This is a genomic window from Phyllobacterium sp. 1468 (genome assembly GCF_031455525.1).
Taxonomy (GTDB): Bacteria; Pseudomonadota; Alphaproteobacteria; order Rhizobiales; family Rhizobiaceae; genus Phyllobacterium.
In genome coordinates, this window is record NZ_JAVDSX010000011.1 from 115344 (window position 1) to 130525 (window position 15182).

Annotated in this window: 12 protein-coding genes; 5 read left to right on the forward strand and 7 right to left on the reverse strand. The window is 55.1% G+C overall.

The window, feature by feature from the left end:
• The first annotated feature begins 135 nt into the window (after positions 1-135).
• The gene (locus J2X72_RS22670) at positions 136-2850 is read left to right on the forward strand and encodes an ABC transporter ATP-binding protein (protein ID WP_310075672.1); all 2715 of its coding nucleotides are present in this window, start codon (positions 136-138) and stop codon (positions 2848-2850) included.
• 89 nt (positions 2851-2939) lie between these two features.
• On the forward strand, positions 2940-3404 hold the full coding sequence (locus J2X72_RS22675) for a cyclic nucleotide-binding domain-containing protein (protein WP_112532356.1): 465 nt from the start codon (positions 2940-2942) through the stop codon (positions 3402-3404).
• A 28-nt stretch (positions 3405-3432) separates the two neighbouring features.
• Here J2X72_RS22675 and J2X72_RS22680 read toward each other — a convergent pair whose 3' ends face one another.
• Positions 3433-5202 (reverse strand): metallophosphoesterase, encoded by a 1770-nt coding sequence (locus J2X72_RS22680; RefSeq protein WP_310075675.1) that lies wholly within the window; start codon positions 5200-5202, stop codon positions 3433-3435.
• Between the two features lie 215 nt (positions 5203-5417).
• Between J2X72_RS22680 and J2X72_RS22685 the strand changes: the two genes are divergently transcribed.
• Positions 5418-6248 (forward strand): MBL fold metallo-hydrolase, encoded by an 831-nt coding sequence (locus J2X72_RS22685; protein ID WP_210004844.1) that lies wholly within the window; start codon positions 5418-5420, stop codon positions 6246-6248.
• Here J2X72_RS22685 and J2X72_RS22690 read toward each other — a convergent pair.
• Together J2X72_RS22690 and J2X72_RS22695 are read right to left on the reverse strand one after the other, a co-directional pair.
• Complete coding sequence (locus J2X72_RS22690) at positions 6245-6997, reverse strand: polysaccharide deacetylase family protein (protein WP_210004842.1); 753 nt, start codon at positions 6995-6997, stop codon at positions 6245-6247. The genes J2X72_RS22685 and J2X72_RS22690 overlap by 4 nt on opposite strands.
• Positions 6990-8084, reverse strand: a complete 1095-nt coding sequence (locus tag J2X72_RS22695; RefSeq protein ID WP_310075677.1) for a glycosyltransferase family 4 protein — start codon at positions 8082-8084, stop codon at positions 6990-6992. Before J2X72_RS22695 ends, J2X72_RS22690 begins: the two co-directional genes overlap by 8 nt.
• Positions 8085-8247: 163 nt before the next feature.
• On the opposite strand from J2X72_RS22695, the gene J2X72_RS22700 reads away from it, so the two are divergent.
• Both J2X72_RS22700 and J2X72_RS22705 read left to right on the forward strand, forming a co-directional pair.
• Positions 8248-9981: an adenylate/guanylate cyclase domain-containing protein gene (locus J2X72_RS22700; protein WP_310075679.1), complete on the forward strand. Its 1734-nt coding sequence runs from the start codon at positions 8248-8250 to the stop codon at positions 9979-9981.
• A gap of 60 nt (positions 9982-10041) precedes the next feature.
• Positions 10042-10935 carry an FkbM family methyltransferase gene (locus J2X72_RS22705; RefSeq protein ID WP_210004836.1) on the forward strand — a complete coding sequence of 298 codons (894 nt, stop codon included), beginning with the start codon at positions 10042-10044 and terminating at the stop codon, positions 10933-10935.
• Here J2X72_RS22705 and J2X72_RS22710 read toward each other — a convergent pair.
• The 4 genes from J2X72_RS22710 to repA form a co-directional block, all read right to left on the reverse strand.
• Positions 10915-11397: a class I SAM-dependent methyltransferase gene (locus J2X72_RS22710; protein ID WP_210004834.1), complete on the reverse strand. Its 483-nt coding sequence runs from the start codon at positions 11395-11397 to the stop codon at positions 10915-10917. The two genes, J2X72_RS22705 and J2X72_RS22710, sit on opposite strands and share 21 nt — an antisense overlap.
• Before the next feature lie 114 nt (positions 11398-11511).
• Entirely contained in the window at positions 11512-12792 is a 1281-nt protein-coding gene (gene repC / locus J2X72_RS22715) for a plasmid replication protein RepC (protein ID WP_210004832.1), read from the reverse strand.
• Between the two features lie 157 nt (positions 12793-12949).
• Positions 12950-13957 (reverse strand): plasmid partitioning protein RepB, encoded by a 1008-nt coding sequence (repB, locus tag J2X72_RS22720; RefSeq protein WP_210004830.1) that lies wholly within the window; start codon positions 13955-13957, stop codon positions 12950-12952.
• Positions 13954-15174, reverse strand: a complete 1221-nt coding sequence (repA, locus tag J2X72_RS22725; RefSeq protein ID WP_210004829.1) for a plasmid partitioning protein RepA — start codon at positions 15172-15174, stop codon at positions 13954-13956. Before repA ends, repB begins: the two co-directional genes overlap by 4 nt.
• Positions 15175-15182 lie beyond the last annotated feature (8 nt).

Sequence of the window (15182 nt, forward strand, 5' to 3'; positions counted from 1 at the left end):
TCTGTCCCCATGTCATATAGCCTTCACGAACCTGATGCTGTAGGCTGCGACGATTCAATCATGGAGTTCGTCCATGTACTCTTCAAACGTTTCAGTACTTGAAATTCCAGCTGAATTCACAGCCCACGGTTGCCCATGGAAACAAGTTTAACCCGCTATATCTGGTCGAACACGCGGCTGCAGCAGATATGGATTCTGTTCGTCGTCGCTGTCTCGATGATTCCGTATTTCATGTCCTTCGACCTGCCAAAACAGATCGTCAACGGTCCTATCCAAGGTAACGGTTTCGAGACCCCGGGTGCGACGCGCACCTTCATGCATCTCGAATATGAGGTCCCTGCTTTCGGCAAGGTGGTGTTTTTCGACGGCCTTGAACTCACGCGTTTCCAGACATTGATGGCGTTGAGCCTGGTTTTCCTGCTGCTCGTCATCATCAACGGTTTGTTCAAGCTTTATATCAACACCTACAAGGGTCGTCTCGGCGAGCGCATGTTGCGACGAATTCGCTTCGAGTTGATTGACCGCGTGCTGCGTTTTCCGCCGGCGCAATTCAAGCGGGTGAAATCCGCGGAAATTGCGACGATGATCAAGGACGAAGTAGAACCTATGGGTGGCTTCACCGGGGACGCTTTCGTTCAGCCGGCATTATTAGGCGGGCAAGCTATCACGGCCCTCGTCTTCATTATCATGCAGAACTTCTGGCTTGGTATGATCGCGGCAGGCATTGTGGCGGTCCAGGGCGTCGTGATTCCCCGCATGCGAAAACGGTTGCTTGAACTCGGACGCCAACGTCAGCTTACGGCACGTGAACTGTCTGGTCGTGTGGGTGAGATCGTCGATGGCATTGGCACCATTCACGGCAATGACACATCGAACTTCGAACGGGCCGATATCGCGTCGCGTTTGGGGCTTATTTTCTCGATCCGGTACGATCTCTATCAGTGGAAGTTCCTGGTCAAATTCATCAACAATTTCCTCGCACAGGTCACTCCGTTTCTATTCTATTCGATCGGTGGCTTTCTGGCATTGCAGGGAAGACTCGATATCGGCCAGCTCGTTGCCGTGATCAATGCCTACAAGGACCTCCCAGGGCCATTGAAAGAGCTGATCGATTGGGACCAGGCTCGCCAGGATGTCCAGGTTAAGTACAACCAGGTCGTAGAACAGTTCAACGTCGACATGCTCGTTGATCCGAAAATCCAGGCTCTGGCGCCCGATCCCGTCAACCGTCTTGAGCATTCGTTGCACGCGGTTAACCTGACACTTTCCGACGACAGCGGAGCGCCCTTGCTCAGACATGTCACGCTGGAGATCAAACCGGGGGAGACCGTCGCCATCGTTGGAAACAGCGGAAGCGGCGCTGAGGCCCTTGCAGAAGCCTTCTCACGGCTTATCTGGCCGGAGCAGGGGCGAATCACCATCGATGGCAAAGACATCCTCGAACTGCCAGAATCGGTAACCGGCCGCCGCATCGCCTATGCAGCATCCGATACGTACTTCTTCCACGGAACCTTGCGCGATAATCTGCTTTATGGCCTCAAGCATGCGCCCCTGACCAAGGTCGAGTATGACGGAGCAAAAGCCGCGAAGAACAAATGGAACATCAACGAAGCGCGCCGCGCGGGCAATCCAGAACTCGACGTTAACAGCGACTGGGTGGATTACGTCTCCGCGGGCGTGACAGGGCCTGATGATCTCTTCAAAGTTGTGCGTCCGGTACTCGACGCAGTTTTGATTTCTCAGGACATTCTCGACATGGCCCTGCGTTCTACCGTCGACATCGAGACCCACGCCGATTTGACCGATCGCATTGTCGAGCTGCGGCAGGCGCTGCGCAAACGATTGGAGAAGGAAGATCTCGACGATCTCGTCGTTCCGTTCAAGCTGGATGAATACAACCCACAAGCGACCGTTGGTGAAAATCTCCTGTTCGGCAGCATGAGACGGCCGATGATGACGAACCGCAAACTGGCGGCGCATCCCTATTTCCGTTCGGTGTTGCGTGAGAACGACCTTTACATCGATCTTTACAATATGGGTCTGGAGATCGCGGCCAATGCCGTTGAGCTGTTCGAGGATCTGCCGCTGGATCATCCGTTCTTCCAGCAGCTAACCTTCATGACCGCCGATGACATCCCGGCCTATCAGGTGTTACTGCAAAAATTGCAGGGCCGCGGTATCGACGCGGCGTCGGCAGACGAACGAACAAGCATAATCCGCCTAAGCTTCTCCTACATCGAGCCGAGGCACCGCTTTGGTCTTCTGAACAGCGAGCTCATGGCCAAGATCGTCGATGCGCGCGCGCGTTTCCACCAGAATATGCCGGATGATCTCAAAGCTGTCATCGAACGCTATGATCCCGAACGTTTTATCGCTTCGGCGACGCTTCTCGATAACGTCCTCTTCGGCAGGATTGGCTTCACCCAAGCCGATGGTTCGGATCGCATCCGTACCATTTTGCGCGACCTGTTCGATCGTCTTGGACTGTTCGAAAGCGTCCTTTCGATTGGGATGGATTTCGATGTCGGATCAGGTGGCAAACGATTGACCAATGTGCAGCGACAGAAGCTGAACGTTGCCAGGGCGCTGCTCAAGCGTGCTGACTACGTGATATTCAATCGTCCACTGCCCGCACTTGATCAACGCGTGCAAGACCACATCACACACAACATCATGGAGGACTTGCACGAAGAGGGCCACGCTCCTGCAATCATCTGGGTTCTGTCCAACACTGCACTTGCCAATCTATTCGATCGCGTGATTGTATTCGACAAGGGAACACTGGTCGAAGATGGAACACACGCGACTCTCCTTGAGAAAAACGGTATATTCAAGGAGCTGGTGTCATAAGGGGAACATGAGATCGTCTGAGAATTCGGCTTTACGCCCCGTATGGCTGAAATTATCAAAAAGTCTCTATCAGGGGGTTGTGCACGTTCATGCTGCTGAAAGATGAAGTTGAAATGTTGCGGCGGGTTCCGCTATTTTCGGGCGTTGCGCCGGCCAAGCTGAAGCTTCTGGCCTTCACGTCCGAGCGCGTCAGTTACAAATCCGGCCAGACCCTATTTCGCCAAGGTGATCCAGCCGATGCAGCCTATGTCATCCTCACTGGCGGTGCTGATATTCTCTCGGATTCCCCAAGCGGTGAGATCAAAGTCGCGGAGATAGAGCACGATTCCATCGTCGGTGAAATTGCGATCCTCTGTGACGTTTCGCGAACTGCGACGGTCCGGGCAAATTCGGCACTCGAGGCATTGCGCATCAGCAAGGATCACTTTCTCAAGCTCCTCAGTGATTATCCGGAGATGACTATCGAGATCATGCGTGTTCTTGCTGACCGTTTGAGCCACACAACAACCGAACTCAGCGAAGCGCGCAGCAAGCAGAAGCAGGCGGCAAAATAACGGCACTGTGCGCCTCTACGACCTGCCTTCAATGATTGGCTGACTGGTCTCCGCCCCGCGTGATTGATCCGTCGGTTAGATTAATCCGGAAGTCACGCGAGGGCAGGTCCGACAGATATCGCCCCATCATGCGGAACATGCGCGCGAATTTTTCCTGAGCGCCGCCAATCTCCAGTGCGGAAGAGTTTGCGTAAATCTCGATCAGCAAACGATAGGCCGCAAGCCGATCCGGCGATATGCGATCCAATGCCAGTTCACTGCCCATACGCAGCCGGTACCAATCGCCAAGCAGACTGAGTACCGGGATGGAATCAAGTTGTTCAATTGCATCTTCGTCATAATCGTCGGAGGTTTTACCGGCGCGTTTTGCATGAATAAGTGCTTCGGTGTCCTCGATCGGAAATGGCTGCTCACATTGGCTGAGCACATACAAATCCCCAAGATTAAGCCGCAACATGGTTCGTGCCATGTTGTTGGGCCATTCGCGGCGCAAATAACGATGCACAACTAGCTGGTCCACATGTTCCGACAGGAAATCTCCATAATCAGTGGCATCCAGCATACGCCCGGTCTTCTTGCCAGTAACATTGATCTCTGTACGATACTGTCGATTGATGACAGGGTCGATCGGCAGGTGCTCGATGCTGACCGTTTCAATCCTTAGCTCCGTGTCGTCCAGCGCTACCACCTTGAAGGCCGGAGGAAAGGCAGCAAGCGACGGCACCCCGATATTGACGAGGAAATATTTGCCATGCTGCACCAGCGCCGTATCATTGATGTGAAGATGTCCGCTGAAATGAACTCCAATGCCTGCATTAATGGCCGCACTCATCACCTCATCTGTCGGTGTCCGTTTCGTGGATATTGTTTCACCTATTAGCGACCGCTCGTCCTCTGCTGTGCCATTGAGCATATCCAGTAATGGATAGTGTGAGAATGTCAGCAGCCGCTTGCTGTCTCGCCGGGCTCTTTCGGCGACATCTTGCGCCCAACGCAGAACGAAGCGCTTGTGCTTGAGCAACGCATTCCAGCCGGCATTGGTGCTGTCTATGAACGCCCCCGCGTCCCCTTTGGCAAAGACACCGTTGCGCGGTTCGAACACATTGGCATCGATCATCAAAAGCCAGAGTCCGGCAACCGGCTCGATCAGATAGGACGCATCCATAAGCCGATATTCGTTCAATCCGTCGTCGGAACACACTGAATAAAGCCGCTTCGCTGGATCGTCATGGATCCCGAACGGTGTCTCCCAATGCAAATCCGATGGCCTGCGAAAGAATCCTATATCCGGCAGCGCCATCAGCCCGGCCGGATATCCGGAGCAATACATCTTGTTGGTAACCACCATGCCGTCTGCATCGTCATCGACGAAGTCATCATCGCTGGCAACGATCGTATAGGTACCATCCAGATTAAGCAGGCGTTTGGCGTGGTGCTTGCCCTCTGGGCCGAAGATATCGTGGTTGCCCGGGGTAGCAATAAAAAAAAGTCCGTGTTCGCGGGCGTAGCTGTCGAGCAGTTGCCGCAACGCTTCAAGCGTCGCAATCTGGCCGTCATCGGAATAGTCACCGAGCAGAACGACATATTTTATGCCGCGGGACACGACCTCGTCGAGGGCCCCTCGCAGAGCATAATAGCTTTCGTTGAACACCCTGGTGGAGCGCACCGTGTCAGTCAGCCGTCGCGCTGTCATCTTGCGCCCGCCGACAACAATGCCGTCGAAATCATAGTCCCCATAGAGATCGTGGAAATGCGCATCGGCGATGACAGCAATCGGCGGAAACCTCAAAGAAGACATGAATCATCCGTTCCGTGGTAAAGAAAGTCAGCAGATTTATACGTTTGTATCAGTAATTGTCATAAAGCTTAAAATCCGAATCGCTATCGCTTACATAGGATGTGAAGCGGATTTTTATTGCGCCGCTGATAAATTAATCGAAATCCAAGCCTCGCATAACGGTTGCAGTTTGGATACGATGCCCTGAAAAAGGGGAATTGGGTGTAAAGAGCATAATGAACGACGAAGTATTTCGGGTGAAATTCTGGGGAACGCGGGGAAGCGTTTCCGTGTCGGGTCCCGATTTCGAACGGTATGGCGGCAATACCGCATGTATCGAAGTTCAATGCGGTAGTCATCGTATGATCTTTGACGCCGGTTCAGGCATCAGGCAGGCTGGTGATGCCTTGTCACTGGAAGGCGTTGACCACCTCGACATATTCTATACCCATTGTCACTACGACCACATCATTGGCCTTCCCTACTTCATGCCGCTCTACAATCCGATGATGAATGTTCGGCTCTGGTCCGGACATCTAGCCGGGATCATGACTACGCGTGAAATGGTCAAGCAGTTCATGCGCCCGCCATGGTTTCCTGTCGAGCCTGAAATCTGCAAGGCCAGTCTAGCTTTTCGCGATTTCCATTCCGGCGAAGTGCTGACACCGTTCGACGGGGTCACGATCCGCACCGGTAGTCTCAATCATCCGGGCGGCTGTATCGGCTACCGAGTTGAATTTGCCGGCCGCGTACTGGCGTTGATCTACGATACTGAGCACGAAGCCGGCAAGCTCGACCCCGTCGTTCTGAAGCTCATTAAAGACGCCGATCTCGTCGTCTATGACTGCACTTATACAGAAGACGAGATGCCGCGGCGGTTCGGCTATGGTCACTCTACCTGGCAACATGGCGTCCTCTTGGCGGAGGCAGCGAAGATCGGAAGGCTGGCGTTGTTTCATCACGCACCGGATCGCACAGACGACGAACTCGACGTATTCGAGCGCTTGGCAAAAGAACGCTTTACCGGTGCCTTTGTCGCGCGGGATTTTCAGGTGATCGATCTTTAGAGCAATTCCCGCAGCGAAACCCAGCGACCAGCGGGCGTTGCCGCCACCACTACAAACAATCGCCGCAAAAAGTCCCAAGCCGAATCATCATGCACAAGATGGTGCGTCAGGATGCCGATAGGTTGTTCATCGTTGCTCCTGAAGCGTAGCTGCAACTCCTTGACGATCGCTTCAACCAATTGCCCATGATCCCTGCTGCCTCGCGTTCCGTGCCAGTCCATCAAATCGACATGTGCGTTGATGATCGGAACGACAGCCGTGAACTTCTCGTTTGGCGGCCCGAAAACCGATAGTGCCTTAAAACCGAGATCCGGTAATTTATTCAGTAGCAGCGGATCGATGCGGTTCCACGGCGGCACCAACACCGGTACGAAGCGGTCGGCAAAAAGCCTTTCAAGCTGTCTATACCCTCCACCTAGTTCCGCCGACATCACATCCAGCGATCGGTGCGGTCCTAGCTCCTGCTTTTTCTCATCTGCCGATGCATGATTTTTGTGCGACCAACCATGCACCGCGACATTCACACCGGCTTCGTGCGCCAATCGTCGGGCAAGCTGCTCTTGCACATATGCGGGGATTACTGCAAGCGTCAGCGGGACTTGATACTCTTCCCGCAATACCAGAAGTCGTTCCAACGCAGCGGTCGGCTCGACCGCATCATCGTCGCGCAGCCAAAATCGGGCGATGCGATTGGCATTTGTCCAGCGCGCAAGTTCATCTCGCAATGGCTGCCATGCGGCCTCAATCATTATGCACCATACATTCCCGCAATAGCTGGTCCACCCGCTTTGACGCAACCTCAAGCGATCGCCCTTCCATGACAAAACGCCGTCCCGCCCGCCCCATGGAAAGACGGCGATCCTCATTGTCAATCATCTGCACAATGGCATCGGCAAAAGTCCTTGCATCTCCAGCCGTCGTCAATGTACCCGTCACACCGTCGTTAACCACCTCCGGCACACCCGCAGTTTTCTGTGCCACGACCGGTAATCCCGCCGCCTGCGCTTCGAGATAGGCAATGCCGTAGGCTTCGCCTGTCCCCGGCCAGACAAAGGTGCCACCACGATAAAGCAGATCCACAACCTCCTCTGCCCGTTTCTCGCCAAGCCATTCGATGCGTTCGGCGTCAAACGCCGCAAACATCGCCTTCACTGCCACGCGCTCCGGTCCATCGCCTATAACAATCAATTTCCAAGGCTTCTCAGCGAGCAAGGCCAATGCCTCGGCGAGCATTCGGTAACTTTCGAGCTTGTCGCCCGCCCGCATCATCGCGATCGTCACCAGCCGATGCGGGTCATTCGTTGCGGGCTCATCACGAAACGCCGATGTATCGATAAAGGGCTGCAGGCGCGCCAGGCGCGCCTCCGGTATGTGTGCGGCAAGTCCGACCTCGTCGCGCCCGGTAAAACAGATATTGACCACCGCATGCCGAACCGCATCCACCACCGCGGACTGCAGCTCGGCCCAGCCGCCAGCATCTCGCCGCTTCGAATAGGACGCTTCGGCGGTTACGTAGGGAATGTTTAGCGCAGCGCTTAACGGCGGGCCGATCAGGTCAGGCGCTTTATAGTAAGGATGATAGCAGAACCATAGATCAGGCTTTCCCTCGCGCCGCCATTGCCGCGACAATCGCTCGATCTCCTGTTTCGCCAGTTCCGCAACGCGTTCACGTCCGGCTGCTTCGGGCGTTGCCGTAAAGCTGCGCAGCTCCGATATCACGTCGACATCGTAGCCCGCCAGCTCAAGCGCTGCCACAAGCAATCTTGCCATCTGCCGATCGCCGGATGGCACCGGATGATTGGGTGATTTCAGCGGGGCGTAGAAGGCGATATGCATTATCTCTTTGTGCTTCAAACTAAGTATATGAACAAGTTCTCAAATGTTCCGCCAATAATTGCAAGCGCGGCTTCATCTCGCCATTTTTGCGGCGGCATTGATCTTCTCGCCAAATCACCATTCGTCGCTTAAATTGATTCGACTGAAAATAGCCCGGGTATTCATGACATCAATCGATACAGTGCCCCTTTTGTCCGAGCGATCCCTGCGCAGGGCACGATTGATTTCGGGACTGGTCTTACTGGTCTTCGTGACGTTGCATCTTGCCAATCACGCTCTGAACCTGATCTCTCTGGATGCTGCGGAAAAAGGTCGGCTGTGGTTCACCGCCATCTGGCGCAATCCGGTCGGCACCGTCCTTCTTTATGGTTCGGTTCTCGTTCACATCGCACTTGTCATGCGTTCACTGTATCGGCGCCGCACGCTCGTCATGCCATTTCGGGAGGCGCTACAAATCATTCTCGGCATTCTTATCCCTCTATTGATCATTGAACACGTGATTGCAACACGCATCAGCTCCCAAATCATGGGCACGCAGGACGTCTATGCGTTTGTCATCCGCTCGCTATGGATCAACTCACCGATGAGCGGGTTGCGCCAATCGATTGCCCTTGTCGTGGTCTGGACGCATGGTTGTATAGGAGTCCATTTCTGGCTGCGCTATCGCCCGTGGTACTACAAAGTCGCCCCCTTCCTTTTGACCTTTGCCATTCTCTTGCCGGTCCTGGCTCTGCTCGGATTTGCCAGTACGGGACGCATACTCGCTAGCGAGCCACCGCAATCCAGCAGCGGGTACGTCCCGGGGACTAGCACCGGCTACGGTGGTTTGAAGGGCGATGACGCCGAATATTCCTTTGCAACGACCGAAGTTCGCAAGGAACGGGTGCAGATGACGAAATACGCACTCTATGGCGGATTTGCGAGCACGTTGCTGACTGTTTTTGCCATGCGCGCACGCCGCAGCTGGCGCGAACGGACTGACCAGATCGAAATCCGTTATCCGGAGGGGCAAATCGTCAACGTTCCGCGCGGCTTCAGTGTGCTTGAAGCGAGTAGGCTCGGTGGGATTCCGCATTATGCGGTCTGCGGCGGTAAGGGCCGCTGCTCGACCTGCCGTGTCCAGGTCGTCGAGGGTTTGGCATCACTACCGAAACCCGAATCCACCGAACTGACAACATTGAACCGTATCAACGCTGATCCCGGCGTGCGCCTTGCCTGCCAGTTGCGGCCGCTAAACGACATTAGCGTCGTTCCGCTGCTTGTGCCGACCACGGAAGGCACGCTTCCCGTAGGCAGCCAACAAACCAATCCTGGACGCGAACAGGAAATCGTCATTCTCTTCTGCGACATCCGCAGCTTCACCATGCTCACCGAGGCACAACTTCCTTATGATATAGTTTTCCTGCTCAATCGCTATTTTGCCATTGTCGGTCAGGCTGTTGAGCGCGCTGGGGGACGTCTCGACAAATTCATCGGCGATGGCGCGATGGCACTCTTCGGCTTGAGAGGTTCTCTGGAGGACGCCTGCCGTAACGCGCTCAAAGCAGCTGCCAAGATCGTCAGCGAAATAGAACGGCTCAATGATGAATTGTCCACCGAACTTTCCATGCCGCTTCGCGTTGCGATCGGCATCCATAGCGGTCCAGCCATTGTGGGTGCGATGGGTTATGGCAATGTGAAGAACCTCACCGCCATCGGAGATACGGTCAACGTGGCCAGCCGACTGGAAGCCATCGCCAAGGAGCTGGACTCCACGCTGGTCGTGTCGGAACCAACGATCCAGTTGGCGGGTTCCGACGCCGCCGATCTCGAAAGCCAGGAAATCTCTATTCGCGGCCGGGCCGAACCACTGCGCGTTTACATCATTCCCCAGGAATTGACTGCAAGATTTGTCTGATCCTGGCAGCTCACCAAAACGTGTCCGGGCTTTACATGTCTCAAGATTGAGCTAGGAGTGATGTTGGGTAGGGCTCAACCAATGCTGGACACCAAATCAATCCGCCGTCATCTCCGAAAAGCCAGAAATAATCTGGCGTCCAGGCTTTTCGACACGCGCTACGGTCGGAATTTGTTGATCAACTCACTTGGCCCCCGCGTTCAAACGATGACACTCGATTGTGGCGATCACGTCATGAGTTTTTCGCCCGGCGATTATATCGGCAAGAAGATTTTCCGGAAGGGCCACTTCGAGCGCGAGCATGTGGACCGGCTGCTTGGTATCTTAAAGGAGCGCCGTCTGCTGCGCGAAGGCACCACGCTGCTTGAGCTTGGCGGAAATATCGGCACCCAAACCATCTATTTTGCCCTGAGCGGGCATTTCGCCCGCATCGTCAGTGTCGAACCGGATCCGCGCAATTTCGATTTACTTCGCACCAATGTCACGCAGAACGGGCTAGAACATCGTGTGATTCTGTTTAATTGCGCCGCTGGAGAGAACCAAGGCGAGATCGATTTCTTTCAACATCAGAGCAATCATGGCAAGAGCAGCGCCACCCGGCAGGATACATCCGATCGCAAGATCGTCGTTCCTGTCAAGCCAGTCGGTTCAATCCTTGCGGAAGCCGGAACAAATCCCGAGGATGTCGGTCTGATTTGGATGGATATCGAGGGATACGAGCCCCTTGCCTGCCATTCGATGCAAGCTCTGCTTGCCCGCAAGATTCCACTTTACATGGAATTTTCGCCCACATTTTACGGACCGGTCCAATCTGCCGCCTTCGTTCAATTTCTTACAGGATTCTACGAGGATTGCCTGATTTTCCGTGGGGATGACAGTACACCGGCGAAGGTCAGGCAGATTCCCATCAACGAAAAACAGTTCGACATCCTCCTATTCAACGCGACGATATAGAAAGTAGCGCCCTTTTTTGACGTTGTGTGGCAGCGGCAGGCTTTCAAGCTGCGGATGGTCGAGTTCAAGCCCGCTGGCTACGATGCCATTCGAGGCAAGCAGCGCTACCGCCAATTGCGGCAGCCATGTTAAAGTTATTGCATCCTTCTCCTCATAGCCGGTCCCAATATCCACATGAACAAGTGCGGCGTTGATACCTGCGAACTGCTTCGCCGTCTCACGTATCTCGCCGACGATCAGGTTTTCCGGTTCCGGCGTCGACGTCTTATGAGAACCGACAGCCCTGTCGAAAGCGATGATCCTGCGCCCCGGAAAGTGGGCACGCAAGTGATCGAAGGTGCGACCGTTGCCAAGGCCGAGCTCGAGAACCGGCCCATCCAACTCCCTCACCCTTTCACCAATATGATTGAGAACATCGCGCTGGGCCGTCATGCGGCGGATGAAGCTATCGAGACGACTCATAAAATTCTATACCCGTGATTCTTTGCAGACCATGCGGGCTTAGCACCGGATCGACGCGAGGTCGATGCATGGCATGCCGAGGGGTCCATCAAGCTTTTGTCAACCATAGTGTTTTCACCCTGCCCTCGCCTGATGCTGCTTCTGGTTTGCTTTCAACAAGCCCATTAGCAAGGGACCCGAGGAGAAGGAACCGATGCGGGCCTTGTCGGTAAGCGATCGGAGATAGCCGCCAGGACTCGTGATGGCTTCGCCCTTCTGCAGGATCGCAGCCACGACAATTGCCGCTTCATTGGCACCAAAGGTTTCGACCGCCTGGTTCCACGCGTCAGGGCTTATCCCGAGTGTCACCCGAACCAAATTGGCCGTCTGCACAAGGTCCGGCCAGCTCTCGATACCTCGCAAGGCATAATCGACAATGTCCGGACAAGCCTTCAGGATCAAGCCGAGTGGAAAGGCTTTTGGCGGTATTTTGTTGCGGGCATGTATTGGATGGTTCGCCATCTTGCCATCGCAGTCTGCGCTGCTTGCCGGTTCGCTGTCATCGTTCCAGCTAGCTTCGGTATTTGCCCCCTGGTCTTTTCTAAAGCCGGGTTCAAATTCAAATGGAGAGTCGGGATTTTGATTCTGTATGTGCCGTTCATTTTGAACGTCACTGGCGTTTGATTTTCTACAATTAAGCTGATTTTCCAATGACTTCTCGACATCCAGCCGTAAATCATCAAGCGCTGCGGCCAGCGCACCGAGTCCGTCACGGTCAAAGCCACGCAACAGTGGTCGGGCCAGCGGGATAAAGCGCTCACTGATGGCGCTCCAAGGCCCATCCAGTTCCTGCTCCTCGGCAAAAACAATCATCTTGGCAATGTCGCGACGGTGCAGACTGATACGTTCCCGCAACAGGCGTTTTACCAGGTCTTCCGCGCGGATAGCGGCAGCGAGTTGTTCAAGCTCCCCCGCCCGTGCCACCAACGGCGTCAGATCAAACCCGAAAGCCGTTTTGACGTCGCCTTCCTGGTCACGGCGCACGTAGCGTTTACCGTTGGGGCTGTCGCGGCGGATGATGAGGCCGGCCTCAACCAAGGCCGCCAGATGCCGGCGCAATGTTACCGGCGCCATACCGTGGGCACGTATCGAAAGTTCGCGGTTGGACGGAAAGACAACGAGATTGCTTTCGGTGTCGAGTTCCGCCAGCTTGTGGAAGCTCAGCAGTGCATGCAGCACCGCCAACGAACGATCAGACACACCGAGAGACGGACGCGCCTCGGTAATCGTACGGAACAATTTCCACTTGTCTGCGACTTGCGTAACCGGACAATCGCGCGCCGCAGCCTGTGCTTCCAGCATGGCATGCGACATCGGCCGCCGCCCAAAGGGCGTCGTTGTCATTTCCCTGTTCATAGCTTTCACCCTCAATCAGGCAAAAGAAATCTGCTCGCCGAAACGACGCTTAGTGCTTGACAGTGATTCTCGGAAATGCGATTCTCAGGCTGCTTAGACTTTGAGAGGGCTTCCGGGACTTGTTTCGGGGGCCTTTTCTTTTCTGATCTCTCTCCAGTTAGAGTTGTGTTATACGCGGTTCACTCTTCTCGCTGCGAAGATACGCAGCGTAGATCTCCGGCAAATGCGTGATCAGATAGTGGCCGAACTCTGGCGTTGTAGCCTCGTCAACTATCACTTTCGTCTTGCCATCGTTCTGCTCGATCCTCGCAAAGGACACACCTTCGCTGGATTTCAGCGGGTAGATATAGGGACCGGACTTCCTCCTCGGCGTCAGGCTTTTCAGGAGCAGGGCAAATCGCGCATCGCTATCGAGCCGCATGAAGCGCTGCATATCCACCCGCTCCTTCCAGTATACGGGTGTCTCCTGAAGCAGCTGCGACAGCTGCTCCCAGCGTGGCCGGCCGACCTTTGGCGCAGCACCGACCGCCTGGATCAAATCCAGTGGCAGCGAGTTCGCCACTGCGATCATAGTCGACAAATTACCTTTGTGAACCGACAGTGCCGCCATCAGCGCATGCCGTTCAATGCCATGTGCCTCGAGCCGGGCGGCGAACAAAGCCCGCTCGATGAAGGAGAGGTCTTTGCGCTCAAGATTTTCCTTGCCCTGGGCAACGATCAGATCCTCATCGGAAAGATCGCGCACGACCGCTTTCACCGGGCGGCCGAGAGCCTGCAATGCAGCAAGGCGGCGATGGCCGTAAGCGACCTGATATCGATTATCGTCTTGCGGGCTGGGCCGGACCAGGATCGGAACCTGCTGACCGTGCTCCTTGATACTTGCCTTCAGTTCTTCGAAATCCAGCGTGTCGAGATCATCAAGGCGATCACGAATGAACGAGGCATCAATCCGATCTGGCTCGATATCGACAACGTATTCCCCGGACTGGAGTTGGGCACGCAAAGCCTGTGCATCCTCGGCATCGTCCGAAAGACTTTGCAGCGACAGACCCATGGCTTTCAGCGAACCGGACTTCTGCGCCGGCTTCGCCAATCGGTGCTCGTTCTGCGCCGCTTCGTTGATCGGCGTCATCATGGCTTTTAAGGCATCTCTGCGTTTATTCATGGCGACCGGCCCCATGCTTCGCGCACCAGGTCCTCAATTTCCAGGTTGACCGCATCAAGAGCTTCGATGGCTCGGTCATAGGTGGCGCGGGTGAAATATTCGCGGCCGACTTCGTACAGGGTCTGCTTGGTCAGCCCAGCATCGGAAATGGCCGTAGACTTCAGCAAGGCGTTGGTCAGCACGCGCTCGCCGAACAGGCTCTTCATCAAGCCGACGATCTGTCCTTGAGGACCATCGCTCGGCTCATAGCGGGTAATGACATAGCGGAAGAAATCATAGTCCGCGTCCCCACCGGCCTGTTCCACCACATCGAGCAATCCAGCTGTCATGTGCAAAAACTGCGACATGGATGCTACGTCGAGCATTTGCGGATGGATAGTGACCAGAACGCTGCGGGCCGCACATAACGCCGATAGCGTCAGGAAACCCAGTGATGGGGGGCAGTCGAGCACGACAACATCGTACCGGTCATCGACAGTCGCCAGCGCGGCCGCAATGCGCGAGAAAAACAGCCGCTCAGCACCGCGGCGTTTTTCGGCAAGGATTCGCGGCGTGTCGTGCTCGAACTCCTGCAGTTCGAGATTACCCGGAATGATATCGAGTCCATGAAAGTAGGTCTTGCGGATGATGTCAGCGAGGGGCCGTGGATCGTCATAGCGGATCGCACCATAGATCGTGTCATTGTCTTCCAGATCGAATTCAGGCTGGATTCCGAACAGTGCCGACAAGGAGGCTTGCGGATCGAGATCGATCGCCAGCGTGCGATAGCCGCGCATGGCAAAGTACTGAGCGACATGAGCGGCTGTCGTGGTCTTGCCGGAACCGCCTTTGAAATTGGTGACGGCAATGATCTGCATGTGTTCATTACCTTGGCGAAGTGGCAGATAGCTTTTCTTCGACTTGGCCAGGTAGCGGCGGATTTCATGAACTTGCTCAAGCGAATATAGCCTTCGTCCGCCGGACGTCTTTTCCGCCTCCGGACCCTCACCCGCTAGCGACAAATGCCTTATATAAGCGTCTGTGATGCCGATGAGCTTGGCGGCCTCGCCGGATGTGAATTTGCGCAGTTCCTTTTCGGCCGTCGGCGGAAAAGCGCGCGAGCGCAGCTCTTGCAATTGGGCGCTGAGCAGGTCGGCATCCGCCTCAACCAGACGCGTCAGCGAGCGCACGTTCTTACCGGTCCGGTGACTCTGATCTTTTTCAGCTGGAGACAACATACACGCTC